We start from the raw sequence: 23,847 nt of genomic DNA on the forward strand, positions 1-23,847 counted from the left end.
TCGGAGGTCAGAAATGGAGTTGGAATACAAAAATATCCGCCAGATGTGCGCAGATTTCGGTGTTACCCCCCGGACCCTGCGATTTTACGAAGCGAAAGAACTGCTGTTTCCCAAACGCGACGGGCAGCACAGGCTGTTCAGCCGCCGCGATCAGGCACGGCTGAAACTGATCCTGCGCGGCAAGCGCTTCGGCTTCAGCCTCGAAGAGTTGCGCCAGCTTCTGGATATGTATGACCGCGATGACAGCGAACTCAAGCAGTTGCGCAAGACCTATGACATCGCCTGCGAGAGACTGGCCGATATGGAGCGCCAGCGCGCCGAACTTGATGAGGCCATCGCCGATCTGAAACAAGAACTCGCTTGGGGCGAGGGCGTATTACGCAACGCCGACAGCCCCAAAGCCGCCGAATAACCGGAGTCCGCCATGCCCAGCTACACTGCCCCTACCAAAGACCTGCAATTCGTGCTGCATGATCTGTTGCAGATCAGCCGCTCCGACATTCCCGGCTATGCCGATCTCGAGGCCGATTTTACCGCCGCCATTCTGGACGAAGCTGCCAAGCTTGGTCAGGATGTGCTCGCGCCCCTCAACGCCAGCGGTGACAGTGAGGGATGCCGGCTCGAAAACGGCGTTGTCTACACGCCAAAGGGCTTCAAACAGGCATTTGACCAGATCAAGGCAGGCGGCTGGAACGGGCTGGACCTGCCCGAAGAATTCGGCGGTCAGAACCTGCCCTATCTGATGGGCTCTGCGGTGGGCGAAATCTTCGTTTCGGCCAATATGGCACTAAACATGTATCAGGGCCTGACGCATGGCGCGATCTCGGCCATTCTTGCGCATGGCTCGGACGACCAGAAGGCGACATATCTGCCCAAGATGATCTCGATGGATTGGACAGGCACGATGAACCTGACCGAACCCCATTGCGGCACCGATCTTGGACTGATGCGCACCAAGGCCGAACCGCAAGATGATGGCAGCTACAAGATTAGCGGCCAGAAAATCTTCATCTCGGCCGGCGATCACGACATGGCCGAGAATGTGATTCATCTGGTGCTGGCCAAGGCACCGGGCGGGGGCGAAGGGACGAAGGGCATCTCGCTCTTTATCGTGCCCAAATTTCTGGTGGCCGAAGACGGCAGCCTTGGCGCGCGCAATGGCGTATCGGTGGGCAGTATCGAAGAAAAGATGGGCATTCATGCCAATGCCACCTGTGTCATGAATTATGATGATGCGACAGGCTACCTGATAGGTGATCTGCACAAGGGCATGCGCGCCATGTTCACCATGATGAACGAAGCGCGCATCGGTGTGGGCCTGCAAGGCTATGCGCAGGCCGTTGTCGCCTATGAAAACGCGCGCAGCTATGCGCTGGACCGCCTTCAGGGGCGTGACGTGACCGGGGCGAAAAATCCCGATGGCCCGGCTGATCCGCTGATCGTGCACCCCGATGTGCGCCGGATGCTCATGGACCAGAAAAGCTTCGTCGAGGGCGCGCGCGCCTTTACCCTCTGGGGGGCCAGCCTGATCGACCGCGCCCACCGCGCACAGGACAAGGATGCAGATGGCCTGATCTCTCTGCTGACCCCGGTGATCAAGGGCTTCCTGACCGACAAGGGCTTTGACATGTGCATTCAGGCCCAGCAGGTCTATGGTGGTCATGGCTATATCGAGGAATGGGGCATGTCCCAATTCGCCCGCGATGCCCGTATCGCCATGATCTATGAGGGGGCCAATGGCGTGCAGGCGCTGGACCTTGTCGGGCGCAAACTGGCGCAGGACAGCGGCAAGCATGTCATGGCCTTTTTCGAGATGGTAAAGACCTTCCTCAAGGAAAACGAAGGTGATGCGCGGCTGGAAGGGTTCTTGGTCCCGCTCAAGGCGGCCTCCAAGGACCTGCAGGCCGCTGGCATGTTCTTCATGCAGCGCGGTATGAAAGCGCCGAATGATGCGCTGGCAGGCTCTAGCGATTTCATGCATCTCTTTGGTCATGTCTGCCTCGGGCTGGTCTGGGCGCGGATGGCAAAAGCGGCCTATGCCGCCCTTGATGACGGGGCCACGGATCGTGATTTCTACGAGGCAAAGATCGCGACAGGGCGCTACTACATGGCCCGCCAACTGCCCGCGACCGCGCTGCACCTCGCGCGCATTCAAACTGGGGCTGACACGGTCATGGCTCTGGACGCCGAACAGTTCTGAGGCAAAAGTGGCAGGCGGGGCCAGCGTGCCCCGCTTCTGCACTGTGAAAGGAAAACCTCATGCCCAAACGGTTCCGGCTGACACGCCGCGTCAACATCGCCATGACCGAAGATGGCTACCGCAAGTTGCGCCGCTTTGCGCAAGATGCTGGCCTTGATGAAGGAGAGGCAATTTCCTTCCTGTTCGAAAATTTCGACTCCGTGACCGATGCTGACACTCTTGGCCATCGCCTGAGACTGTTCAATTCTGATCTGGAAGAACGCAAAAGATGAAAATTTCCGCCTCCGGCGGGAGTATTTGAAGCAAGAAAATGGGGGTGTCATGTTACCCCGCCTGACCGACGGCCCTGTTTGGAACCTTCGGCTCCGGGCAGCCGACAGGCGGGGCATTTCCTTGCACGGTCATCGGCTCTCCAGCCTGTACCGTGCGTTAAGGTTAATGCGTGGGGGTTAAACAAAGATGAAGGACGCGATCATTTTCTTGCCAAAAATACTCAAATCCACCCGGTGACATCAAATGCCACGTCAGAAGGAAAGCACCATGATTCTGCACTGTTTCGGAGAAAGCGGGAATGCCTACAAGGCCGCGCTGACATTGCAAATGGCTGGCATCGAGTGGCAGCCCGCATGGGTGGATTTTTTCGGAGGGGCAACGCGCAGCCCGGAATTCCGGGCCCTGAACCCAATGGGTGAAGTGCCGGTGCTGGAAGATCAGGGCGATGTCATCACCCAATCCGCTGTTATCCAACTTCATATTGCCGAGCGCGCTGGCAAGTTCAAAGGCGCGGATGAGGCAGAGCAACGCGAGGTGCTGCGCTGGCTGTTCTGGGACAACCACAAATTATCCGCGCTCGCTGGATCGACCCGTTTTCTCATGAATTTTCTGCCTGCCCACAAGCGCCCCGAGGCTGTGATTGCCTTTCAACAGGCGCGGCTGGGTGCCAGCTACAAGCTACTGGAGGCGCATCTTGCCACGCGTGACTGGATGGTTGGCAACGCCCCGAGCCTCGCGGATTTTGCCTGCTGTGGCTACCTGTATTACCCGGAGCCGTTCGGGTTTACCCGTTCCGAATGGCCTGCAATCGACCATTGGCTGGCCCGCATCGCGGAATTGCCCGGCTGGAAACACCCCTATGACCTGATGCCCGGTTCGCCTGCGGACCGCACCTGAGGAGGAGCAGACATGCAAGACGCCTATATTTACGACGCCATTCGTACACCGCGTGGCAAGGGCAGGCCGGATGGCAGCCTGCATGAGGTGACATCCGTGCGCCTGTCCGCACTGACGCTGAACGCGCTGAAATCACGCAATGATCTGGACACACGCGCCATCGAGGATGTGATCTGGGGCAATGTGACCCAAGTGGGCGAGCAGGGCGGCTGCCTTGCACGCACGGCGGTCATGGCCTCGGATTTCGATGAACAGGTGCCGGGGCTTGCGATCAACCGCTTTTGCGCCTCGGGCATGGAGGCGGTGAACATCGCCGCCAATCAGGTGCGCGGCGGGGCGGGTACGGCCTATGTTGCGGGCGGGGTTGAAATGATGAGCCGCGTTGCCATGGGCTCTGACGGGGCGGCTGTGGCGGTTGATCCGTCCATCGCCATGGATGGCTATTTTGTGCCGCAAGGGATAGCGGCTGACATCATTGCAACCGAATATGGCTTCACCCGCGAGATGGCCGATGCATTGGCCGTCGAAAGTCAGCGCCGCGCGGCGCTGGCATGGGAGGAGGGGCGCTTCGCGAATTCTGTCGTGCCGGTGACGGATATCAACGGGTTGACGATACTGGACCGCGACGAATACCCGCGGCCCGGCACCGATATGCAAAGCCTTGGCGCCCTCAAGCCTGCCTTCAAGGATATGGGCGAAACCATGCCCGGCTTCGATAAAGTGGCGCTGATGAAATATCCGCACCTTTCACAAATCGAACATATTCACCATGCAGGCAATTCTTCTGGCATTGTCGATGGGGCCGCGGGCGTGCTGATTGGCAGCAAGGCATTCGGTGAAAAATATGGTTTGAAACCAAGGGCACGCATTCGGGCAACGGCCAAGATCGGCACCGACCCCACGATTATGCTGACCGGCCCTGTGCCGGTGACAGAGAAGATCTTGCGCGAGTCTGGCATGCAGATTTCCGACATTGACCTGTTTGAGGTGAATGAAGCCTTTGCCGCCGTGGTGTTGCGCTTCATGCAGGCCTTCGATGTCAGCGAGGACCGCGTCAATGTGAATGGCGGCGCGATTGCAATGGGCCATCCGCTGGGCGCGACCGGCGCCATGATCATCGGCACCTTGCTGGATGAGCTGGAGCGGACCGGCAAGGGCACCGGGCTTGCCACGCTTTGTGTGGCCTCTGGCATGGGGGCCGCAACCCTCATTGAGCGCGTGTAAAAGGGAGCAGGACAGATGAGTGATTTTCACTATTCCACCGACGCCGATGGCGTGGCCACCGTTTCCTGGGATATTCCGAACAAGTCGATGAATGTCCTGTCGATGGAGGGTCTGCGCGAGTTGGATGCGCATATCGACAGCGCGCTTGCCGATGACGCGGTCAAAGGGGTGATCATCACCTCGGCCAAGGCGGATTTTGCGGGCGGCATGGACCTGAATGTCATTGCCAAGATGAAGGAAATGGCAGGCGACCACCCCGAGAAAGGGCTGTTTGAAGGCATCATGTCAATGCACCAGACCCTGCGCAAGATCGAACGCGCGGGCATGGACCCCAAGACCCTGAAAGGTGGCAAGCCGATCGTCGCGGCCCTGCCTGGCACGGCGCTGGGCATCGGGCTGGAGATTCCGCTGGCCTGTCACCGCATTATTGCGGCGGATAACCCCAAGGCCAAGATCGGCCTGCCTGAAATCATGGTCGGAATCTTTCCTGGTGCAGGGGGCACCACGCGGCTGGCACGCAAGCTTGGCGCGATGGGCGCGGCACCCTTCTTGCTGGAGGGCAAGCTGTCAGAGCCGAAAAAGGCCAAATCTGCGGGACTGATTGATGAAGTCGTGCCTGCCGATACCCTGCTGTCCCGCGCGAAGGAATGGGTTCTGGGCGCGGCAGATGCCGATCTGGTCAAACCCTGGGACGCCAAAGGTTATAAAATGCCCGGTGGCGCGCCCTATCACCCGGCTGGATTCATGACCTTTGTGGGCGCTTCGGCCATGATCAACGGCAAGACCCAAGGGGTTTACCCTGCCGCCAAGGCGCTGCTCTCGGCAGTGTATGAGGGGGCCTTGGTCCCCTTCGACACCGCCCTGAAGATCGAGGCACGCTGGTTTGTGCATGTGCTGATGAACCCGAGTTCCAGCGCCATGATCCGGTCCTTGTTCATCAATAAGGAAGCCTTGGAGAAAGGGGCGAACCGGCCCGCCCTTGACGACCAGAAAGTTGCCAGACTGGGCATTCTGGGCGCAGGCATGATGGGCGCTGGCATTGCCTATGTTGCGGCCAATGCCGGAATAGAGGTCGTGCTGATCGATGCCGAACAAACCTCTGCCGACAAGGGCAAGGCCCATGCCGAGGGTATTCTGGACAAGGGCATGAAACGCGGCAAGGTCAGCGCTGAGAAGAAAGCCGAGGTGCTGGGCCGCATAACCCCCACAACCGATTACGCCGCGCTGGAAGGGTGCGATCTGGTGGTCGAGGCGGTGTTCGAAGACCCCAAGGTGAAAGCCGAGGTCACCGCAAAGGCAGAGGCTGTTCTGGGCAAAGACGCGATCTTTGCCACCAATACCTCAACCCTGCCGATCACCGATCTGGCCAAAGCGTCCGACCGTCCTGAGAACTATATCGGCATTCATTTCTTCAGCCCGGTCGACAAGATGCTGCTGGTCGAGATCATCAAAGGGCGCAAGACCGGCGAACGGGCCGTGGCCAAGGCGCTGGATTTTGTCCGCCAGATCCGCAAGACACCCATTGTCGTCAACGATGCGCGGTTTTTCTATGCCAATCGCTGTATCATTCCCTACCTGAACGAGGGGATGCGCATGGTGCGCGAGGGGGTAGCGCCTGCGCTGGTCGAGAATGCTGCGCGTCTTATGGGTATGCCGTTGGGGCCGCTGCAACTGGTCGATGAAACCTCGCTGGATCTGGGTGCCAAGATTGCCCGCGCCACACGGGCTGCGATGGGCGAAGATTACCCCGATGGCGATGTCGATGAGGTGGTGTTCTGGATGGTCGAGCAAGGCCGCCTTGGGCGCAAGGCCAAGGCAGGGTTCTACAGCTATGATGACAAGGGCAAGCGCGCGGGGTTGTGGGATGGGCTTGCCACCCGCTTTCCGCTTGCAGATGATCAGCCCGACCTGCTGACTGTGCAGCACCGACTGATGTTTGCACAAGCGCTGGAAGCCGTGCGCGCGCTGGAAGAAGGGGTTCTGACCGATATCCGCGAAGGGGATGTGGGCGCAATTCTTGGATGGGGCTTTGCGCCGTGGTCCGGGGGGCCGTTCAGCTGGCTGGATATGCTGGGCGCGGAATTCGCGGCCTCTGTCAGCGATGATCTGACAGCGCGATTTGGGCCGCGATTCACGACACCCGTCCTGTTGCGCCAAATGGCGGATAGGGGGCGCAGCTTCTATGCTGCGCCTTCCTCGGAAGCGGCCTGAGCAAGCGTTCCGCGCGGCATTGGTCGCGCGGAGCCTTTAATGGGCTTTTTCTGCCTGAACGAGTTTAAGCAACTGCGCCTGCGTCATGCGCGGGTAAACACTCTCTGCCGCAATCGCCGATTCCGCAAAGGGAGAGAAGCACCCCTCACTTTGTGCTAGCATCAGCACCTCACCCTCGGCCTGCACGATTTGTTCGGCCTTGAATGTCAGCATATGCAGCGAAAGATCCGTCATGATCGGGTGTTTGGTGATCCCTTTGTACCCGTCAAGCAAAACGCAGGGGGCAAGCACGAAGGCGTTGCCAAACATGTCTTCGGCAATGTCGGATTCAAGCACGACTTCCTGCATGGGCAGAATGTTCAAATCCCTTAGGTTGCCTAGAGCGCCGGCCGGAACAAACATTGTAAATGCCTTGGCCGCCGGGATCTGCGCTTTGCGAAGGACAACTGCGCGGTTCTGAACGACGTGTTGCATCCCATTGTCAAAGGTCAGGACAGAATCATTCGCCCGCACGCGTTCAATCGGGCACCATCCGGTATCTGTGGCAAGCAATGTCCCGTTCAGCAGCCCAACCTCGCGCAGCGTATCGCCACTGGTGGGCAGTGCCGGCTTTTTGGGCCGGGCGCTGCGCGAAGACAGGTCCAGAATAGTATTCAGACGATCAGAGAACATCTCGACAGAAGATGACAGCAAAGACATGTGCGTTCCTTCGAATCTGGCGGACTGCAAACGAGAGGTGCCAAAAACACTGGCAGTTCCCGAGACATTGGCAGGTTGTTGCGACGAGATTTGGCCTGAATTGAGGTAACAATGTGTTCAGCATATTGCGGGGGAACGGCCTAGAAGCGGACCGCGTAGATATGCACGAGCCCGCTGTAATTGCCTTGTAGGAGTGCCGCTAACGTCACCCCGGAACCTGACGCTTGAGCGCTTGCGCTAGGTTTCAAGCTTGGTGTTCAGCTCCAGCCAGGTATCTTCAAGGCTTTGTGCTGCGAAAGCCGGGTGCCGTTCCGACGCTTGGGGGCGCCATTCAGCCAAATACAGCAATTCCGCATATGTCAGCCGGGGGTAAATGGCGTTGGATTGCGCCATGCCGTCCGACATGGAGCGCACATGTGGCAGCATTTGTCCAAGCGCCAGCATTCCGCCATTGGTGTGGATGATCTGCTCGTTTTCAAACAGCAGCACCGAAAACTGCAGGTCTGTGTCGAATTGCTGCATATGAATGCCTTTATAGCCATCCAGCAGGTGGCATGGCATCAGCACGAAGGGGTCACCATACAGGGCTTCGGCACGGTCTGATTCGACGATGACTTCCTGCATCGGCAGAATGTTCATGTCGACACGGTTGCCAAGTGCACCCTTGGGTACAAACATGGTAAACGCTTTTTTTGTGGACAGGTCTGCCCGCTTCAGCGTTACGCTTTGGTTTGCGGCGACAGGTTGCATGCCGTTGTCAAAAGTCAGGACCAGATCACCCGGACCAATCTGGTCCGCAGGCACCCAACCGTTCTGATTTGCAACAAGTGTTCCCGCAAGCAAGCCACTTTCAAGCAAGACGTCGTCCACAGTATTGGGGCGCAACGCCTCGTAGAACGGGGCAGGGCTGGTCTCTTTGAAAATGCTGCCAATACGCGCAACGAACTGATGTACTGAGGGATCAAGGGAAATCATAAGCGTATCCTCTTATCTCAGTGTTTTGGGCAATGGCCCCATTTTGTGAGTATTGTATGCAAGTGCGAAACGGCAAAAACGCGATATATTCTGGACATTTTCGTGTCATGCGATTCAATGATGGGTGTTGCGACCTATTTTGGTCGCCGGGCGGCTGAACAGATGACGGTATTATTGCTTTGGGAGGGGCAAGAATGGGTTGGTTGGACAATGAAACGGGACTCGAGAAAACCGCCGCAAACCATGCGGCACTGACGCCCCTGACACATCTGCGCCGCGCCGCTGATCTGTTCGCCACGCGTGAGGCGTTGGTATATGGGCACACGCGGCGCAGCTACGCGCAATATTACGCGAGGGTCTCACAACTGGCCTCTGCGCTGGTGGGGGCCGGTGTAATGCCGGGCAATGTGGTGGCCACGCTTCTGCCCAATATCCCCCCCCATGCCGAGGCGCATTTCGGCATTCCCGCCTGTGGGGCCGTGCTGAACGCGATCAATACCCGGCTGGAAGCGGATACCGTCGCCTATATTCTGGAACATGGCGGGGCCAAGGTCTTGCTGGTCGATACCGAATTTCTTGACCTTGCGCATGACGCCTGCGCCACCCTCTCGCAACCGCCCCTTCTGATCGAGGTTGCCGACACAGAGGCAGGCTTTGCCGCTTCCGGCAAACATACCGAATATGAGGCATTTCTTGCCTCTGGCGATCCGGGTTTTGAGTGGATCATGCCACAGGATGAATGGGAAAGTCTGGCGCTGAACTACACATCGGGCACAACCGGGCGGCCCAAGGGTGTGGTCTATCACCATCGCGGGGCCTATCTGTCCACGCTGTCACAACCCATCTCATGGCGGATGACGCTTTATCCGCGCTATCTGACTATTGTGCCCATGTTCCACTGCAATGCCTGGTGCCACCCCTGGATGATCCCGGTTCTGGGCGGCACTGTCATCTGCCTGCGCGACATTACCGCCAGGGGAATCTATCAGGCCATCAGCACCGAAGGGGCAACTCATTTCGGGGGCGCGCCGATCGTCTTGCAGACCATCATCAACGCGCAGGAGTCTGATCGTTTGCCCTTCGATCATGTGGTCGAAGTCTTTACCGCAGGCGCGCCACCGCCCGCCGCCACGCTGGCCGCGATAGAACCGCTGGGCTTCAACGTCACACAGGTTTACGGGCTGACGGAAACCTATGGCCCCGCAACCGAATGCCTGTGGCATGATGGCTTTGACGCGCTGCCCGATGATGACCGCGCCGAGGTCAAGGCGCGCACGGGCGTTGCCATGCCCTTCATGGACGGGGTCTGCGTCATGACCCCCGAAACCATGCAGCCGGTCACGCGCGACGGCGCCGCCCTTGGCGAGATCATGCATCGCGGCAATGGCGTGATGAAAGGGTATTACAAGAACCCCGAAGCAACCGCCGAGGCATTTCGCGGTGGCTGGTTCCATTCCGGCGATATCGCCTTCCAGTATAGCGACGGCTATATCAAGATCGCCGACCGCGCCAAGGACATCATCATCTCAGGCGGCGAGAATGTCTCTTCCGTAGAGGTGGAGGGCGTCTTGATGAAACACCCGGCCGTGCAACTTGCCGCAGTCGTCGCCAAACCCGATGAGAAATGGGGCGAAGTGCCCTGCGCCTGCATCGAGGTGAAAAACGGGGTGGATGTGACCGAGGCCGAGTTGATCGCCTTTTGCCGCACCAAACTGGCCGGGTTCAAAACACCAAAGCGCGTGATCTTCATGGACCTGCCCAAAACCTCGACCGGGAAAATCCAGAAATTCGAGTTGCGCGGACAGGTGCGCGATATCTGAGCGCTGGTCTTGGGAATCACCTTGATGTAAGATCATGCAAAATAACAAGAGCAGGCAGGCGGCATGACCGCGCTCGATCAATATCGCAGACTCGAAGGTCCGGGATTATGGGCCGCCTCTGGTGATGACCAGAGGCGCGAAGTGGTGGTCAGTTTCGGCGAATCCACATTGGTCATTGCCGACAGCCGCAGCCTGATCGTGCTCAGCCATTGGTCCCTTCCCGCAGTGAAGCGCCTGAATCCGGGCAAGCGCCCGGCGCTTTACAGCCCCGAAGGTGACGCGGGCGAAGTGCTGGAACTGGATGATGACTGGCTGATTGATGCGCTGAAAGTGGTGCAAGCCGCCTTGTCCCCGCCCCGCAGCCTGTTTTCGCGCTTGCGCAGGCCGGTTCTGACCGCGCTCAGCCTTGGGGTCGTGCTGGCCGCAGCACTGATCGTGCCGCCTGCGCTGGTCAATCATACGGCCTCTGTCGTGCCAATGGCGAAACGCGTCGAACTGGCCGACCGGTTGCGCCATGATCTGGTCATCGCGGGCGCGCGGGTGTGTCATAGCCCCTATGGCGACCCTGCTATCGCCAGCCTGCAACGCCGCCTGTTCCAGACCCCGGCGCAGATCGTGGTCATGCGCGGCCTGCCCATAGATCAGCCGCGCGTCCAGCATGTGATGGGGCGGTTGTTCCTTCTCGATGCCCGCCTGCTGGACGAAGCTGAAAGCCCCGAAGCGCTTGCCGGTGCCTTGCTTCTGGCCGCACAACGCAACGCTGATGATGATCCGATGCACCCGCTGTTGCGCCATGCCGGTGTGGTGGCGACGTTCCGGCTTCTCACATCGGCGGAAATGCCGGAATCTGCAATGGCAGGCTATGCGCGGGCACTGTTGCGCGAACCGCTGGCCGTGCCAGAGGCAAGCGCCGTGCTGGAACGTTTTGCCCGCGCCGAACTGTCCACCCGCCCATTGGTCGATAATCCCTATCCGCTGGACCCAGCGCTGGATCAGCTTGGACCGGCCCTGCGTGCGGGCGACCCGATGGCCGGAGAGCCACCGCAATCAGCCCTGCTCAATGATGGGCAATGGGTCAGCCTGTTGAATATCTGTGACGGCTGAGCCCTCGGGCGATACAGCCTGACACGCGCGCCTAAGAGATGCTATCGGCGTAAGCCCGCCGTGATCCGGCTGGCCGCAACTGCACCGCCCAGCAAAATCGCCAGCAGCCCCAGCAAGGGCCAGTCACCAAAGCGCGCATAGACTGTGGGCGGCAAGGCACCGGGAATGGTGCCGTCCACATAGCCCGTTTCCCCCAAGCCCAGCTCCGCCACGATGCCGCCGCGCGCGTCAATAAAGGCAGACACGCCAGTATTGGCCACGCGCAACACCGGCAAACCCTGTTCGACCGCGCGAAGGCGCGCTTGCGCCAAGTGCTGGAACGGGCCAGTCAATTCGCCGAACCATGCGTCATTTGTGACCTGCAACACCCAGTCCGGCCGCGTTTCAGTCCGCAAGTGCCGTGGAAAGATCGACTCATAGCAGATCAGCGGCAGCGCCACCCCCAGCGGCCCCAGATCCAGCAGGGCAGGGCCGGGGCCGGGGCTGTAGCCCAGCAGCGCACGCCCCGCCAGCCCGCCGACAGGCGTGCCCATCAGAAATTCGGAAAAGGGGATATATTCGCCAAAGGGCACAAGATGGTGCTTGTCATAGATATGCGTGACCTCTGCCTGCGTGGTCAGCACGGCAAGGCTGTTGAAATAGCGGCCATCCTCGATGCGCTGCACCCCGAACCCGACCCGCGTGTCCGGCCCGTGCTGTGCGGCGGCCTCTGCGATCATCTCAAGCCCTTCGCCTGCATATTCCAACAGGAACGGAACTGAAGTTTCAGGCCAGAGGATCAATTCTGGCGCAGCCTCGGCAGGGCTTTCGGTCTGGTCCAGCAGCCGATTGAAGAACAAAAACCGGTTCTCTTCCAGCCATTTCTCGGATTGCGGGGCATTGGGCTGCGCCAGTCGTACCACATTTTCGCGCGCTTCGGGAAGGCTGGTTGGCGCACTGCCCCAGACCCACAACCCGGCGAGGGCGGCCAGCGCGCCCGCTGTCCCCGCCCCGCGCATCGCCCAGCTTCGGCCCAGAACAGGCGCAACTGCCGCCAGCACGATAATCAGGCTTAATCCACCTGCACCCAGATAGGCCGCCGCCTGCATCACCGGCGTTCCGATCAGCCCGTGGCCCAGCATGGCCCAAGGGAACCCCGTAAAAACCCAGCCGCGCAACATCTCCAGCGCGACGATCAGTGTGGCTAACGCCACCAACCGCATCCGGCCCTGCACCAGCCATGCCGCAAGCCAACCTGCAAGGCCCCAGAACAACGCCATGCCGCCCGCCATCAGCACCAGCGCGAAAGGGGCCATCCAGCCGTGAATCTCAGGCTCTATGAAAAACGGCTCGATGATCCAGAACAGGGCCGCGCCAAAATATCCGGTGCCCGCCAGCCACATCCGGCCCGCTATGGCGCGTATCGGCGCGTCAATCGGAAGGATGGCAAATAATGCGGCTAGCGCGGCCAACGACAGCCACCACCAGCCCAGCGGGGCCTGACCTGTGGCCGCCAGCACACCCAGCCCGCCACAGATCAGGGCAAGCCGCGCGCGCTCGGACCAGCGCAGTCGTGCTGTCATTGTCCCACCGTCAAATCAGCAGATGTCATGACGCCGTATCACGCAAGGCTTCCGGCAGATGCACCCTTAACCGCTTGATCCGGCGCGGTTCTGCATCGACCACCTCGAATTCCAGACCAGAGGGGTGCGCGATCACCTCGCCACGCACCGGCACCCGGCCCGATAGCAGAAAGACCAGACCGCCCAGCGTGTCGATCTCTTCCTCTTCTTCCGGGTCGGTCAGCGCAAAGCCCAGTTCATCTTCCAGCGCCGCCAGCGGGGCGCGGGCATTGGCCAGCAGAGAGGCCGCGCCTTCGCGCAGGATGTCGGCCTCATCCTCGGTGTCGTGTTCGTCCTCGATCTCACCGACAACCTGTTCCAGCAGGTCTTCGATGGTGACAAGCCCGTCAACACCGCCATATTCGTCGATAACAAGGGCGAAATGCGTGCGTTCCGCCTGCATCTTGCGCAGCAGCACCGACAGCGGCATGGAAGGCGGCACATACAGGATTGGCCGCAAAATGGCGCGCAGGTCTATCGCATGATGACCGTTGAACCCATAGCGCAGGGCAAGGTCTTTCAACAGCAACAGGCCCAGCGGGTTGTCCAGCGTCTCGTCATAGACAGGTATGCGCGAATAACCGGATTCACGGAACTCCGTGACAATATCGGCCAGTTCTGCCCCTTGCTCGATCGCGATGATCTCGGCCTTGGGGATGGCAACATCCTCGACTTTCAGGCGTTGCAGATTGGCCAGCCCCGGCAGGGTTTGTCCCAAAGCGTGCGCCCGGTCGGGGTTGTCCTCATCATCTGGGGTCAAAGCATCAAACAGGCGGCCAAACAGGCCACGCGTGTCACTCTCTCTGGGATCCTCAAGCGCGCGTTGCGCCGCTCTAGATCCGTCCGTCGTATCGCCCATTTTTCCTTTCCAGTGTCACAAAGGCATCTCGGCCCCGGCCTCATATGGGTCCGATACCCCAATCTGCGCAAGTATCAGAACCTCGGTTTCTTCCATCAGCGCGGCATCTTTGTCACGGATATGGTCATATCCCAGAAGGTGCAGCACCGAATGCACGATCAGGTGGCGCAGGTGATCGTCGAAATTCTTGCCTTGTTCCGTGGCCTCGCGCGTGCAGGTGTCATAGGATAGCGCAATATTGCCCAGCGGTTCAGGGTCGTCTTCGCTGCCTGCCTCAGGGGGGTGCGGCAAATCGCCCTCGGCATCGGCGGACAGGTCCCATTCGGGCCAGCTCAGCACATTGGTTGGCTGTGCCTTGCCCCGGAACCCGGCATTCAGCCCGGCGATGCGCCCATCGTCACAGGCCAGAAGCACGACCTCAAACCCTGACGGGTCATGCCCCAGCTTGCGCAGCGCGGCATCTGCTGCCGCCTCTGCCAGCGTTTGCAAACTGTCTTCATTCCACCGGGGGTCTTCGATCACCACATCGACCAGCACGCGCTTATGCCCCCTGTTCCTCGTCGCGCTCATAGGCCTGAATGATCCGCGCCACCAACGGATGGCGGACCACATCGGCAGATGTGAAATAGCTAAACCCGATCCCGTCAACACCGTCCAGAATACGCTCGGCAGCGCGCAGGCCAGAATGCATGCCGCGCGGCAAGTCCACCTGACTGCGGTCGCCCGTGATTGCCATGCGCGACCCTTCGCCCAGACGGGTCAGGAACATCTTCATCTGCATCTCGGTGGCATTCTGCGCCTCATCCAGCACCACGAAGGCATTGGACAGCGTGCGCCCGCGCATGAAGGCCAGCGGCGCAATCTCGATGCGGCGCTCTTCCATCAGCTTTTGCAACTGCTTTCCGGGCAGAAAATCGTTCAGCGCGTCATAAAGCGGCTGCATATACGGGTCGATCTTTTCCTTCATGTCACCGGGCAAAAAGCCCAGCCGCTCGCCCGCCTCGACCGCCGGACGCGACAGAAGAATCTTGTCCACCAACCCGTCCGAAAACATCTGCACCGCCACCGCGACGGCAATATAGGTCTTGCCCGTGCCCGCAGGGCCGATGCCGAAATTCATCTCATGCTGCAACAGCGCGCGGGTATAGTCCTGCTGCGCCTTGGTGCGCGGCGCGATGATCTTCTTGCGGGTGCGGATTTCCAGCCGTCCGGTGCGGAACATCTCCAACTGCTCGGCCGGGCCTTCCGGGGTTTCCGGCGCTGTGCCAAGCTTGATCAACGCGGCCACATCCCCCGGCTCCACGCTGCGGCCTTCTTCCAGCCGCTCATACAGCGCTTCGAGAATGCGCGCGACTTGCGCGCGCGCCTCGTCTGTGCCGATGATGTCCAACTGGTTGCCGCGCCGGATGATCTGCACGCCCAGATGACTTTCCAGATGGGTCAGGTTGCGGTCATATTCCCCACACAGATCGACCAGCAGCCGATTGTCGGAAAATTCAAGATGCGATGGCGCGTTGCCAGTCGCTGGGGGCGGGGGGGTCAAGGCGCTGATGCCCAAGCAATTCTCCCTTTGATGCGGTCAGAAGCAACCGCGACTCGCTGTCTTCATGCTGCCAAGGGACAGATGGCCACGCAAGCTTTGATTTCAAGGCACCGTGCTGAACCAGCCAGATTCTGCGCAATCACGCCAGCCCGGCGCTAGATATTGCGTGAGAATCAGGCAAGGGCGCGTGTCACACCAGTTCAGCGGCCAGCGAATTAGATGTGCGCCCCATCACGCGCACGCGCGCAATCTGGCCGATCTGCACCTTTGGGTTGGTCACATGCACGGCGTGCAGATACTCGGACTTGCCCACCATCTGCCCCGCCTCGCGCCCCGGTTTTTCAAACAGGACCGAAACCTCACGCCCGATCATGGCATCCTGCGTTGCATATTGCTGCTCAGTCAGCAGGGCTTGCAGGCGTTGCAACCGCTCGGACGCCACCTCATCAGGTACGCCCGCACGTTCCGCAGCAGGGGTGCCGGGACGGGGGGAATATTTGAAACTATAGGCTTGCCCATAGCCAACCGCGCGCACCAGCGCCATTGTCTCCTCAAAGTCCTGATCACTCTCACCGGGGAACCCCACGATGAAATCGCCTGACAACAACAGGTCAGGCCGCGCCGCGCGCAACCGCTCGATCAGCCGGATATAGCTTTCGGCCGTATGTTTGCGGTTCATCGCCTTCAATATGCGGTCACTGCCTGATTGCACGGGCAGATGCAGATACGGCATCAGCTTCGGCTCATCGCCATGTGCGGCAATCAGATCCTCTTCCATGTCATTGGGGTGCGATGTGGTGAAGCGGATTCGCTCCAACCCGTCGAGCTTGGCCAATTCGCGGATCAGCCGCGCAAGGCCCCAATCGCCGTCCTCGCCCGCCCCGTGATAGGCATTCACATTCTGGCCCAGCAGCGTGATTTCACGCACCCCGCGCAAGACCAGATCACGCGCTTCGCCCAAAATGCGCGCCACCGGGCGCGACACTTCCGCACCGCGCGTATAGGGCACCACGCAAAAGGCACAAAACTTGTCGCAGCCTTCCTGCACGGTCAGAAAAGCAGTGGGGGCGCGTATTGCCCTTGGGCCTTTGGGCAGATGCTCGAATTTGTCTTCCTCGGGGAATTCGGTGTCAACCGCGCGCTGTCCCGCGCGCACAGCCTGTTCCATCGCGGGCAGGCGATGGTAGGTTTGCGGGCCCACCACCAGATCAACCAGCGGCTGGCGGCGCATGATCTCTTCGCCCTCGGCCTGCGCCACACAGCCCGCAACGCCAATCTTCAACTCCGGGTTGGCCGCTTTCAAGGTTTTGAACCGTCCCAATTCGGAATAGACCTTTTCTGCGGCCTTTTCGCGGATATGGCAGGTATTCAGCAAGATCATGTCTGCGTCATCGGCGCTATCGGTCGTCACATAGCCTGATGCGCCAAGCGCCTCGGCCATCCGCTCGCTGTCATAGACATTCATCTGACAACCATAGGTCTTGATGAAAAGCTTCTTTGCTTCGGCCATGGGCCCTCTCGCGCGGTTTGGGAACTTGCGCTCACATAACCGCGCTTTGCGCGCGGGGCAAGTTCAGCGCAGCGCGAATGGGCAGATGGTCGGACGCCTTGCGCGCCAGAATGCTGTCATGCGCGCGCAAATCCCCGATTTCTGCGCGCCTGCACCCGATAATCCGGTCCAGTGGCAAGACTGGCATCTGCGCGGGAAAGCTGGCAATCGTCTGGGCAGAGCGTTTGACCGCACGCAATTCGCGCCGCAAGGGCATCAGCGAACAGCCCGCCCCCAGCCGCCATTCGTTGAAGTCCCCCATCACCAGCGTGGGCCGCCCATCGCCTTCCTCAATCGCCTTGGACAGGAACCGCGCCTGCAACAGCCGCGACTGGTGCAGCAGCCCCAGATGCGCGGCAATCACGCGCAGCGGCTGGTCGTTGATACGGATATCGGCAATGATCGCGCCCCTCGGCTCCAACCCCGGCAGGGTGACGGCCCGCGCCTCTTCCACCTCTGCGCCGCGCAGCAACAGCAGATTGCCATGCCAGCCATGTGCGCGCGCGCCCAGCCGGTCGGTCAGGGCCACTGGCACCAACCCGGTGTCATGGCGCAACATGTCCGGGTCCAGCACACCCCGGCGGTCACCAAACCGCCGGTCAACTTCCTGCAAGGCTACAATATCGGCGCCAATCTCGCGGATAACCTGCACCGTGCGGGCCGGATCACGGCGCATATCGGTTCCGACTGCCTTATGTATGTTGTAGGAACTGACAATCAGATCGGACATGGGCCTCATACGGGGTTTCTAGGCTGCTCTTTCAATAATATGTGGGTTTTGCGCGGGTTTCACAATATGTACCAAACCTCACAGAATCGTTAAGGGCTGCGATGCAGGAAAAACAGGCAATCGACGCGCTGGTGATCGGGGCAGGCCCTGCCGGGCTGATGGCCGCTGAAACCCTCGCGCGGGCGGGCCGCCGCGTCGTCATTTGCGAAGCCAAACCTTCACCTGCGCGCAAATTCCTGATGGCGGGCAAATCCGGGCTGAACCTGCTCAACGCCGCGCCCCTGGACCAGCAGATCGCCACCTATGCCGAGGCCGCCGACTGGCTGGCCCCGATGCTGCGCGCCTTCGGTCCCGACCAGATCCGCGACTGGGCAACATCGCTGAGACAAGACCTGTTCACCGGCACTTCAGGCCGGGTGTTTCCCCGCGCGATGAAAGCCTCGCCGCTTCTGCGCGCATGGCTCGGACGGCTGGACGGGCAGGGCGTCAGCCTGCGCCGCGGCTGGCGCTGGACCGGGGAGGATTTCACATTCACCACCCCCCAAGGCCCCCGCGCGCTCGCCCCGAATGTCACGGTGCTGGCCCTTGGCGGGGCAAGCTGGGCACGGCTTGGCTCTGACGGCACATGGTCCGACTACCTCACCGCGCGCGGCATTGCGCTTGCACCCTTTCAGCCTGCCAATATGGGCTTTCGCGTTGCGTGGTCCGCCCATATGGCCCCCTATTTCGGCCAGCCGATCAAAGGCGCGTGCCTCAGGGCCGGGGCCCATAGCCTGCGCGCCGAATTCGTGATCTCGCAGCGCGGGGTCGAGGGGGGCGGCATCTATGCCCTGTCGCGCGCCTTGCGCGACGGCGCCACCCTCACGCTTGACCTGTTCCCTGACCTGACCCTCGCCGAAATATCCGCCCGCCTCACTCGCCAGCCGCGCAAACTCTCCACGACCAACCGGTTGCGCCGCGCGCTCCGCCTTGAGGGGGCGCGCCACGCCCTCACCATGGAATGCGCCCGCCCCTTGCCCGCCACACCAGAGGCATGGGCGGCTCAGCTCAAATCCCTGACCATCCCCCTGCAAGGCCCGCACCCGATGGATGAGGCCATCTCAACCGCAGGCGGCATCCCCCGCGCCGCATGTGATGACCGCCTCATGCTCACCCAATGGCCCGGTGTCTTCGTCGCCGGTGAAATGCTGGATTGGGAAGCGCCAACCGGCGGTTATCTTTTGACCGCCTGTCTTGCCACCGGGCATTGGGCAGGCCGTCACGCATCAGAATACTGACCTCATTTTCTTGCTGCAAATACTCCGGGGGGCAAGGGGGCAGCGCCCCCAAACCCGGCCAGCGGCGAAAGCCCACAATTAAATAGTGCAGACCGATCGCAACCTCTCACGCTGCGCGCAGGTTCAGTGCGCGTTCGCGCACAGGCAGGTGCACAATGGCCGAGAACAGCCCCACACCAACCCCCACCCACCAGACCAGCGTATAGTCGCCATGCAGATCATACAGCGCGCCCCCCAGCCAGACGCCCAGAAAACTGCCCAACTGGTGGCTGAAAAACACGATCCCATACAGCGTGCCCATATAGCGCAGCCCGTAAATATGCGCGATCAGCCCAGAGGTCAGCGGCACTGTCGCCAGCCACAGCGCCCCCATGATCAGCGAGAACAGCAGCACTGAACCAGGCGTGATCGGCGACAGGATGAAGGCCGCCGCAACAACCGTGCGCGCCATATAGATGGAGGCGAGCAGATATTTCTTCGAGTAGCGCTTGCCCAGCCATGCGGCGGCAATCGTGCCACCAATATTTGCCAGCCCGATCAGAGAGATGGCAACCGCCCCCAGCGCCGAAGTCGTCGTGATCCCGAAGGCCGCCAGCATCCCGTCCGGCGCAATGGGGCCGCACATCTCAGTGACCATCGCAGGAAAATGCGCTGTGACAAAGGCAAGCTGATACCCGCAAGAGAAAAAACCCAGAAAGATCAGCGTGAAGCTGGGGTCACGAAACGCCTGTTTCAGGGCGGCGCCCATGCTTTGTTCCAACTCGCCGCGGCTGGCAGGGGCAGGGCTGCGCATCATTGGCAGGGCAAACAGGCTGAGCAGCACCAGCGCGGCAAAGATGATGAACACGCTTTGCCATGAATAAAATGACAGTAAAACCTCTGCCAACGGCGCGCCAAACACCTGCCCGGCAGACCCGGCAGCCGTGGCGATCCCCAGCGCAAGGCTGCGATTCTCGTCCGAGGCCGCGCGGCCCACAACCGCCAGAATCACCCCGAAACCCGTGCCCGCAATGCCAAACCCCACCAGAATTTCCAGAAACTGATGCGCGCCGGGCGTCACCGCGAAAGAGGACAGCACCAGCCCCGCCGCATAGACCAGCGCCCCCAGAATAATTGCGCGGCGGTCACCGAACTTTTCGGCAATCGCGCCGAAAATGGGCTGGCCGATCCCCCAGGCCAGGTTCTGAATGGCGATGGCCAGCGAAAACTCGGCGCGCAGCCAGCCGAATTCCTCCGCAATCGGTATCTGGAACACGCCGAAACTGGCGCGAATGGCAAAGCTGATCATGATGATGATGCAACCGCCAATCAAAACAGGCGTCATCAGTGGCGCGCGGGCTTGGGTCATGTCGGATACTCTGGGCGGATCAAGACCTGAACATGTGAAATTATTCTGCGCGGGTCAAGCGCTCACGCAACCAGTGTTTCGGCCTGTTTCAGATCGACGCTGACCAACTGGCTGACGCCGCGTTCGGCCATTGTCACCCCGAACAGCCGGTCCATCCGCGCCATTGTCAGCGCGTTATGGGTGATGATCAGATAGCGCGTATCGGCGCGGCGGGTCATTTCATCCAGCAGGTCACAGAACCGTGCCACATTGGCATCATCCAGCGGCGCGTCCACTTCATCCAGCACACAGATCGGTGCAGGATTGGCCAGAAACACCCCGAAAATCAGCGCCAGCGCCGTCAGGGTCTGCTCGCCGCCCGACAAAAGCGACAGGGTGGACAGTTTCTTGCCCGGCGGCTGGCACATGATCTCAAGCCCCGCATCCAGCGGGTCGTCGCTTTCCACCAGCACCAGCCGTGCTTCCCCGCCTGAGAACAGATGCGTGAACAGCGTGGTAAAGTTGGCGTTGACCTTGTCAAAGGCGATCAGCAAACGCTCGCGCCCTTCGCGGTTCAGCGCATTTATGCCCGAACGCAGCTTGGCAATCGCAGCTTCCAGATCGGCCTTTTCCTGCACAAGCGTATCATGTTCCGCCTGCACCTCGCGCGCGTCTTCCTCGGCACGCAGATTGACCGCGCCAAGTGCATCGCGCGCGCGGCGCAGGCGGATCAGTTCCTCGTCCAGCGCAGTGGCATCGGGCATGGTTTCGGGGTCGGTGTCCAACTGCGCCAGCAGCGTATCGGGCGCGCAGTCCATTTCCTCGTCGATCCGGTCAGAGGCAACCGCCACAGTCTCGTGCGCCGCGTCGCGCCGCGCTTCCAGCCGCGCGCGTTCCTCGCGCGCGTCAGCGGCGGCGCGCTCGGCCATACGCTCGGCCTCGGTGGCCATGCGCAGCCCGTTTTCGGCGGCAAACAGGGTGTCTCTGGCGGCAGTGTGGCGCTGGGCCGCGTTTGCAATCTCGTCGCCAAGGGCGATGCGCTTTGCAGCCATGTCTTCTGGGGCCATGCGCGCGGCTTTCTGGTCGTCTTCGGCTTTTGCCTTGCGCGCATTCAGGTCACTGATCCGGCTATCGGCACTCTCCAGCCGCAACCGCCACCCGCTGAGCGATTTCGTGATCTCCTGCGCGCGGGCGGTGCGGGCGGTGGCGTCACGGCGCAATTCATCCGCCGCCGCGCGGCGTGATATCATGGCGATCCGCGCGCCCTCGACGCTGTTGCGCAACGTGTCCGTGCGGGCGCGTTCTGCCTCCAGTTCCGGCAGATCGGCCTGCTGGGTGTGCGCTTCCTGCAGCAGGTCTTCCAGATCGGTCATTTCCTGTTGCAACCGCTCCAGTTGGCTTGCCGCAGCATCCAGCCGGTCCACCGCAGCCGCGCGCGCGCTTTCGCTGCGCGACAGGCTACGCGTGGCCTCGGTCAGGCGTTGATCAGCGGCGCGGCGGGCCTCTCTCGCGCTGCGTTCGGCCTGTGTCAGTTCGTCCAGCCGCGCCTTGCGACTGGTATGCGTTGCCTGCATCGTGTCGCGCTTTGCCTCCAGCTGTGCAAGGTCATCGCGCAAGATCTCCAGCCGGTTGATCTGTTGCAGGCGCAGCGCAGTTGCGCTGGGCGCGTCGCTGGCAGCAGTATAAAGGCCATCCCAGCGCCAGACATCCCCCTCGCGCGAGACAAGGCGCTGGCCAGGGCGCAAGCCGGGTTGCAGGCGTGCGCCGTCACTGGCCGCGACAATGCCAATCTGCGCAAGACGCCGCGCCAGCGCATCCGGGGCGCTGACATGGGCTGCAAGCGGTTCTATCCCGGCATTAAGCGCAGACGCGTCATCATAGGCGGGCAGGGCCACCCAGCCAGAGCCCGCGTCTTGCGCCAAGGGCGCGCGCAGATCATCCGCCAGTGCCGCACCAAGGGCCTGTTCATAACCGGCATCAACGCGCACCAGATCCAGCATCCGCGTGCCATCACCCCGATCACGCTCCAGCAGGCGCGACAGGGCGGCCAGTTCGGCGCGCAATGTCGCGGCCTCGCCCTTGGCTTCGGCCAATGCGCCGCGCGCGTCGGCCTCATCTGTCTGCGCCTGCGCGCGCGCGGCCTCGATCTCGACAAGGGTTGTCTCTGCTTCCTCGCCCAAGGCTTGCGTGGCCTCAAGCTCGTCTTGCGCGGCTTCCAGTTCGGCTTCCAGATCAGCCAGTGCGGCTTCTGCTTCGGCCTTGGTCAGGCTGGCCTGCGTGCGCGCGCCTTCGGCCTTGGTCATGCTGGCATGCAGGTCGCTGATCTGGCGCTGGGTTGACTGGTGGCGCGCAGCAAGGCGCGCGACATCTTCGGTGGCCCTGCTCAGCGCGGTTTCCAGATCTTGCAGCGTCTGCGCCGCTTCGGCGGCGATCTGTGCCGCCTCGTCAACTGCATCGTCCTGCCCTTCGGCGGCCTTGGCGATCTGGGCCTGTTCCCATTCCAACTGGGTGACCATGTCCTGCGCGTCATGGTTCAGGCTGGTTTCACGCTCGATATCCTTGCCCAGTTGAATGATTCGCGCCTCCAGCGCCTCCAGCGCCTCGGCGGCGCGGGCTTCTTCAGCGGCCAGCGTGTCACGTTGCACTTCCAGCCGTTGCAGCACCGCGCCGGCAATCGCCTCTTCCTCGCGCAGGGTCGGCAAGCCATCCTCTGCGGCTTCGCGCTGTTCCTTTGCCTGTGTCGCCGCGATTTCGGCCTGTCCACTGGCACGCAAGGCGGCTTGCAATGCGTTTTCAGCCTCTTGCCGGGCCTGATCGGCCTCGCGCCAGCGCCGATACAGCAACAACCCCTCGACCTGACGCAACCTTGCGCCGATCTGGCGGTAACGTTCAGCCTGTCGCGCCTGCCGGGACAATTGCGCCAACTGCCCGGCCAGTTGTTCGATCACATCGCTGATGCGTTCGAGGTTCGTCTCGGTCGCGCGCAGGCGCAATTCCGCCTCGTGGCGGCGCTGGTACAGGCCGGAAATGCCTGCCGCCTCTTCCAGAATGCGCCGCCGTGCCTTTGGCTTGGCATTGATCAGCTCCGAAATCTGGCCCTGACGCACCAGCGCGGGACTATGCGCCCCGGTCGAGGCATCGGCAAACAGCATCTGCACATCGCGCGCGCGCGCTTCCTTGCCGTTGATCTTGTAGGCGCTGCCCGCATCGCGGGTGATGCGGCGCACGATATCCAATTGGTCGGCATCATTGAAGGCCGCAGGGGCCAGCCGTTCGGTATTGTCGATTTGCAGATGCACTTCGGCAAAATGACGCCCGCCGCGCGTGTCGGTGCCTGCAAAGATCACATCTTCCATGCCTGCGCCGCGCATGGCGGTGGGGCGGTTCTCGCCCATCACCCAGCGCAGCGCTTCCAGCAGGTTGGACTTGCCGCAGCCATTTGGCCCCACCACACCTGTCAGGCCCCGATGGATCACCAGATCCGTCGGGTCGGTAAAGCTCTTGAAGCCATTCAGGCGAAGGCGGGTGAACTGCACGGGTTTCCAGACTCAGCTACAG

19 protein-coding genes are annotated in these 23,847 nt (G+C 61.3%); 9 read left to right on the top strand and 10 right to left on the bottom strand.

Going from position 1 to position 23,847, the window contains the following annotated elements; all coding sequences use genetic code 11:
* The first annotated feature begins 13 nt into the window (after window positions 1–13).
* The 6 genes from EV660_RS03620 to EV660_RS03645 all read left to right on the top strand — a co-directional run bounded on the left by EV660_RS03620 (window position 14) and on the right by EV660_RS03645 (window position 6,805).
* Window positions 14–412, top strand: coding sequence for a MerR family transcriptional regulator (locus tag EV660_RS03620; protein ID WP_071481361.1), 399 nt, complete (start codon window positions 14–16; stop codon window positions 410–412).
* Window positions 413–424: 12 nt separating this feature from the next.
* Complete coding sequence (locus EV660_RS03625) at window positions 425–2,200, top strand: acyl-CoA dehydrogenase C-terminal domain-containing protein (protein WP_071481360.1); 1,776 nt, start codon at window positions 425–427, stop codon at window positions 2,198–2,200.
* Window positions 2,201–2,259: 59 nt separating this feature from the next.
* Window positions 2,260–2,472 carry a hypothetical protein gene (locus tag EV660_RS03630; protein ID WP_071481359.1) on the top strand — a complete coding sequence of 71 codons (213 nt, stop codon included), beginning with the start codon at window positions 2,260–2,262 and terminating at the stop codon, window positions 2,470–2,472.
* 268 nt (window positions 2,473–2,740) lie between these two features.
* Window positions 2,741–3,370, top strand: a complete 630-nt coding sequence (locus tag EV660_RS03635) for a glutathione S-transferase family protein (protein ID WP_084635134.1) — start codon at window positions 2,741–2,743, stop codon at window positions 3,368–3,370.
* Window positions 3,371–3,382: 12 nt separating this feature from the next.
* Window positions 3,383–4,594, top strand: coding sequence for an acetyl-CoA C-acetyltransferase (locus tag EV660_RS03640; protein WP_071481357.1), 1,212 nt, complete (start codon window positions 3,383–3,385; stop codon window positions 4,592–4,594).
* 15 nt (window positions 4,595–4,609) lie between these two features.
* A complete protein-coding gene (locus EV660_RS03645; protein ID WP_071481356.1) occupies window positions 4,610–6,805 on the top strand; it encodes a 3-hydroxyacyl-CoA dehydrogenase NAD-binding domain-containing protein in 2,196 nt (731 codons plus the stop codon).
* Between the two features lie 36 nt (window positions 6,806–6,841).
* Here the strand turns inward: EV660_RS03645 and EV660_RS03650 are convergent, their stop codons facing one another.
* Complete coding sequence (locus EV660_RS03650) at window positions 6,842–7,504, bottom strand: Hint domain-containing protein (protein WP_071481355.1); 663 nt, start codon at window positions 7,502–7,504, stop codon at window positions 6,842–6,844.
* Between the two features lie 237 nt (window positions 7,505–7,741).
* A complete protein-coding gene (locus EV660_RS03655; protein WP_071481354.1) occupies window positions 7,742–8,479 on the bottom strand; it encodes a Hint domain-containing protein in 738 nt (245 codons plus the stop codon).
* Window positions 8,480–8,673: 194 nt separating this feature from the next.
* Here EV660_RS03655 and EV660_RS03660 point away from each other — a divergent pair, with 194 nt between their 5' ends.
* Both EV660_RS03660 and EV660_RS03665 read left to right on the top strand, forming a co-directional pair.
* Complete coding sequence (locus EV660_RS03660; protein WP_071481353.1) at window positions 8,674–10,299, top strand: AMP-binding protein; 1,626 nt, start codon at window positions 8,674–8,676, stop codon at window positions 10,297–10,299.
* 63 nt (window positions 10,300–10,362) lie between these two features.
* Complete coding sequence (locus tag EV660_RS03665; protein WP_071481352.1) at window positions 10,363–11,403, top strand: hypothetical protein; 1,041 nt, start codon at window positions 10,363–10,365, stop codon at window positions 11,401–11,403.
* Between the two features lie 41 nt (window positions 11,404–11,444).
* On the opposite strand, the gene lnt is transcribed toward EV660_RS03665, so the two are convergent.
* The 6 genes from lnt to EV660_RS03695 form a co-directional block, all read right to left on the bottom strand.
* Window positions 11,445–12,965: an apolipoprotein N-acyltransferase gene (gene lnt / locus EV660_RS03670; protein ID WP_071481351.1), complete on the bottom strand. Its 1,521-nt coding sequence runs from the start codon at window positions 12,963–12,965 to the stop codon at window positions 11,445–11,447.
* Window positions 12,966–12,990: 25 nt separating this feature from the next.
* The gene (locus tag EV660_RS03675) at window positions 12,991–13,863 is read right to left on the bottom strand and encodes a transporter associated domain-containing protein (RefSeq protein ID WP_071481350.1); all 873 of its coding nucleotides are present in this window, start codon (window positions 13,861–13,863) and stop codon (window positions 12,991–12,993) included.
* A gap of 15 nt (window positions 13,864–13,878) precedes the next feature.
* Window positions 13,879–14,433: an rRNA maturation RNase YbeY gene (gene ybeY / locus EV660_RS03680; protein WP_184409729.1), complete on the bottom strand. Its 555-nt coding sequence runs from the start codon at window positions 14,431–14,433 to the stop codon at window positions 13,879–13,881.
* Window positions 14,405–15,421: a PhoH family protein gene (locus EV660_RS03685; RefSeq protein ID WP_071481348.1), complete on the bottom strand. Its 1,017-nt coding sequence runs from the start codon at window positions 15,419–15,421 to the stop codon at window positions 14,405–14,407. Before EV660_RS03685 ends, ybeY begins: the two co-directional genes overlap by 29 nt.
* A gap of 175 nt (window positions 15,422–15,596) precedes the next feature.
* Window positions 15,597–16,916 (bottom strand): tRNA (N6-isopentenyl adenosine(37)-C2)-methylthiotransferase MiaB, encoded by a 1,320-nt coding sequence (gene miaB, locus EV660_RS03690; protein ID WP_071481347.1) that lies wholly within the window; start codon window positions 16,914–16,916, stop codon window positions 15,597–15,599.
* 31 nt (window positions 16,917–16,947) lie between these two features.
* Window positions 16,948–17,685, bottom strand: coding sequence for an endonuclease/exonuclease/phosphatase family protein (locus tag EV660_RS03695; protein ID WP_198510637.1), 738 nt, complete (start codon window positions 17,683–17,685; stop codon window positions 16,948–16,950).
* 101 nt (window positions 17,686–17,786) lie between these two features.
* Here EV660_RS03695 and EV660_RS03700 point away from each other — a divergent pair, with 101 nt between their 5' ends.
* Window positions 17,787–18,962, top strand: a complete 1,176-nt coding sequence (locus tag EV660_RS03700) for a TIGR03862 family flavoprotein (RefSeq protein ID WP_168800277.1) — start codon at window positions 17,787–17,789, stop codon at window positions 18,960–18,962.
* A 106-nt stretch (window positions 18,963–19,068) separates the two neighbouring features.
* Here EV660_RS03700 and EV660_RS03705 read toward each other — a convergent pair whose 3' ends face one another.
* Both EV660_RS03705 and smc read right to left on the bottom strand, forming a co-directional pair.
* Window positions 19,069–20,310 carry an MFS transporter gene (locus EV660_RS03705; protein ID WP_071481345.1) on the bottom strand — a complete coding sequence of 414 codons (1,242 nt, stop codon included), beginning with the start codon at window positions 20,308–20,310 and terminating at the stop codon, window positions 19,069–19,071.
* A gap of 62 nt (window positions 20,311–20,372) precedes the next feature.
* Window positions 20,373–23,825 (bottom strand): chromosome segregation protein SMC, encoded by a 3,453-nt coding sequence (smc, locus tag EV660_RS03710; protein ID WP_071481344.1) that lies wholly within the window; start codon window positions 23,823–23,825, stop codon window positions 20,373–20,375.
* Window positions 23,826–23,847 lie beyond the last annotated feature (22 nt).

It is taken from the genome of Roseinatronobacter bogoriensis DSM 18756 (genome assembly GCF_004366635.1).
In the GTDB taxonomy this organism is placed as follows: Bacteria; Pseudomonadota; Alphaproteobacteria; order Rhodobacterales; family Rhodobacteraceae; genus Roseinatronobacter; species Roseinatronobacter bogoriensis.

Bases quoted from the DNA above. Each gene is read 5' to 3' on its own strand.
- EV660_RS03620 (WP_071481361.1), top strand. From the start codon at position 14: ATGGAGTTGGAATACAAAAATATCCGCCAGATGTGCGCAGATTTCGGT.
- EV660_RS03625 (WP_071481360.1), top strand. From the start codon at position 425: ATGCCCAGCTACACTGCCCCTACCAAAGACCTGCAATTCGTGCTGCAT.
- EV660_RS03630 (WP_071481359.1), top strand. From the start codon at position 2,260: ATGCCCAAACGGTTCCGGCTGACACGCCGCGTCAACATCGCCATGACC.
- EV660_RS03635 (WP_084635134.1), top strand. From the start codon at position 2,741: ATGATTCTGCACTGTTTCGGAGAAAGCGGGAATGCCTACAAGGCCGCG.
- EV660_RS03640 (WP_071481357.1), top strand. From the start codon at position 3,383: ATGCAAGACGCCTATATTTACGACGCCATTCGTACACCGCGTGGCAAG.
- EV660_RS03645 (WP_071481356.1), top strand. From the start codon at position 4,610: ATGAGTGATTTTCACTATTCCACCGACGCCGATGGCGTGGCCACCGTT.
- EV660_RS03650 (WP_071481355.1), bottom strand. From the start codon at position 7,504: ATGTCTTTGCTGTCATCTTCTGTCGAGATGTTCTCTGATCGTCTGAAT.
- EV660_RS03655 (WP_071481354.1), bottom strand. From the start codon at position 8,479: ATGATTTCCCTTGATCCCTCAGTACATCAGTTCGTTGCGCGTATTGGC.
- EV660_RS03660 (WP_071481353.1), top strand. From the start codon at position 8,674: ATGGGTTGGTTGGACAATGAAACGGGACTCGAGAAAACCGCCGCAAAC.
- EV660_RS03665 (WP_071481352.1), top strand. From the start codon at position 10,363: ATGACCGCGCTCGATCAATATCGCAGACTCGAAGGTCCGGGATTATGG.
- lnt (WP_071481351.1), bottom strand. From the start codon at position 12,965: ATGACAGCACGACTGCGCTGGTCCGAGCGCGCGCGGCTTGCCCTGATC.
- EV660_RS03675 (WP_071481350.1), bottom strand. From the start codon at position 13,863: ATGGGCGATACGACGGACGGATCTAGAGCGGCGCAACGCGCGCTTGAG.
- ybeY (WP_184409729.1), bottom strand. From the start codon at position 14,433: ATGAGCGCGACGAGGAACAGGGGGCATAAGCGCGTGCTGGTCGATGTG.
- miaB (WP_071481347.1), bottom strand. From the start codon at position 16,916: ATGGCCGAAGCAAAGAAGCTTTTCATCAAGACCTATGGTTGTCAGATG.
- EV660_RS03695 (WP_198510637.1), bottom strand. From the start codon at position 17,685: ATGTCCGATCTGATTGTCAGTTCCTACAACATACATAAGGCAGTCGGA.
- EV660_RS03700 (WP_168800277.1), top strand. From the start codon at position 17,787: ATGCAGGAAAAACAGGCAATCGACGCGCTGGTGATCGGGGCAGGCCCT.
- EV660_RS03705 (WP_071481345.1), bottom strand. From the start codon at position 20,310: ATGACCCAAGCCCGCGCGCCACTGATGACGCCTGTTTTGATTGGCGGT.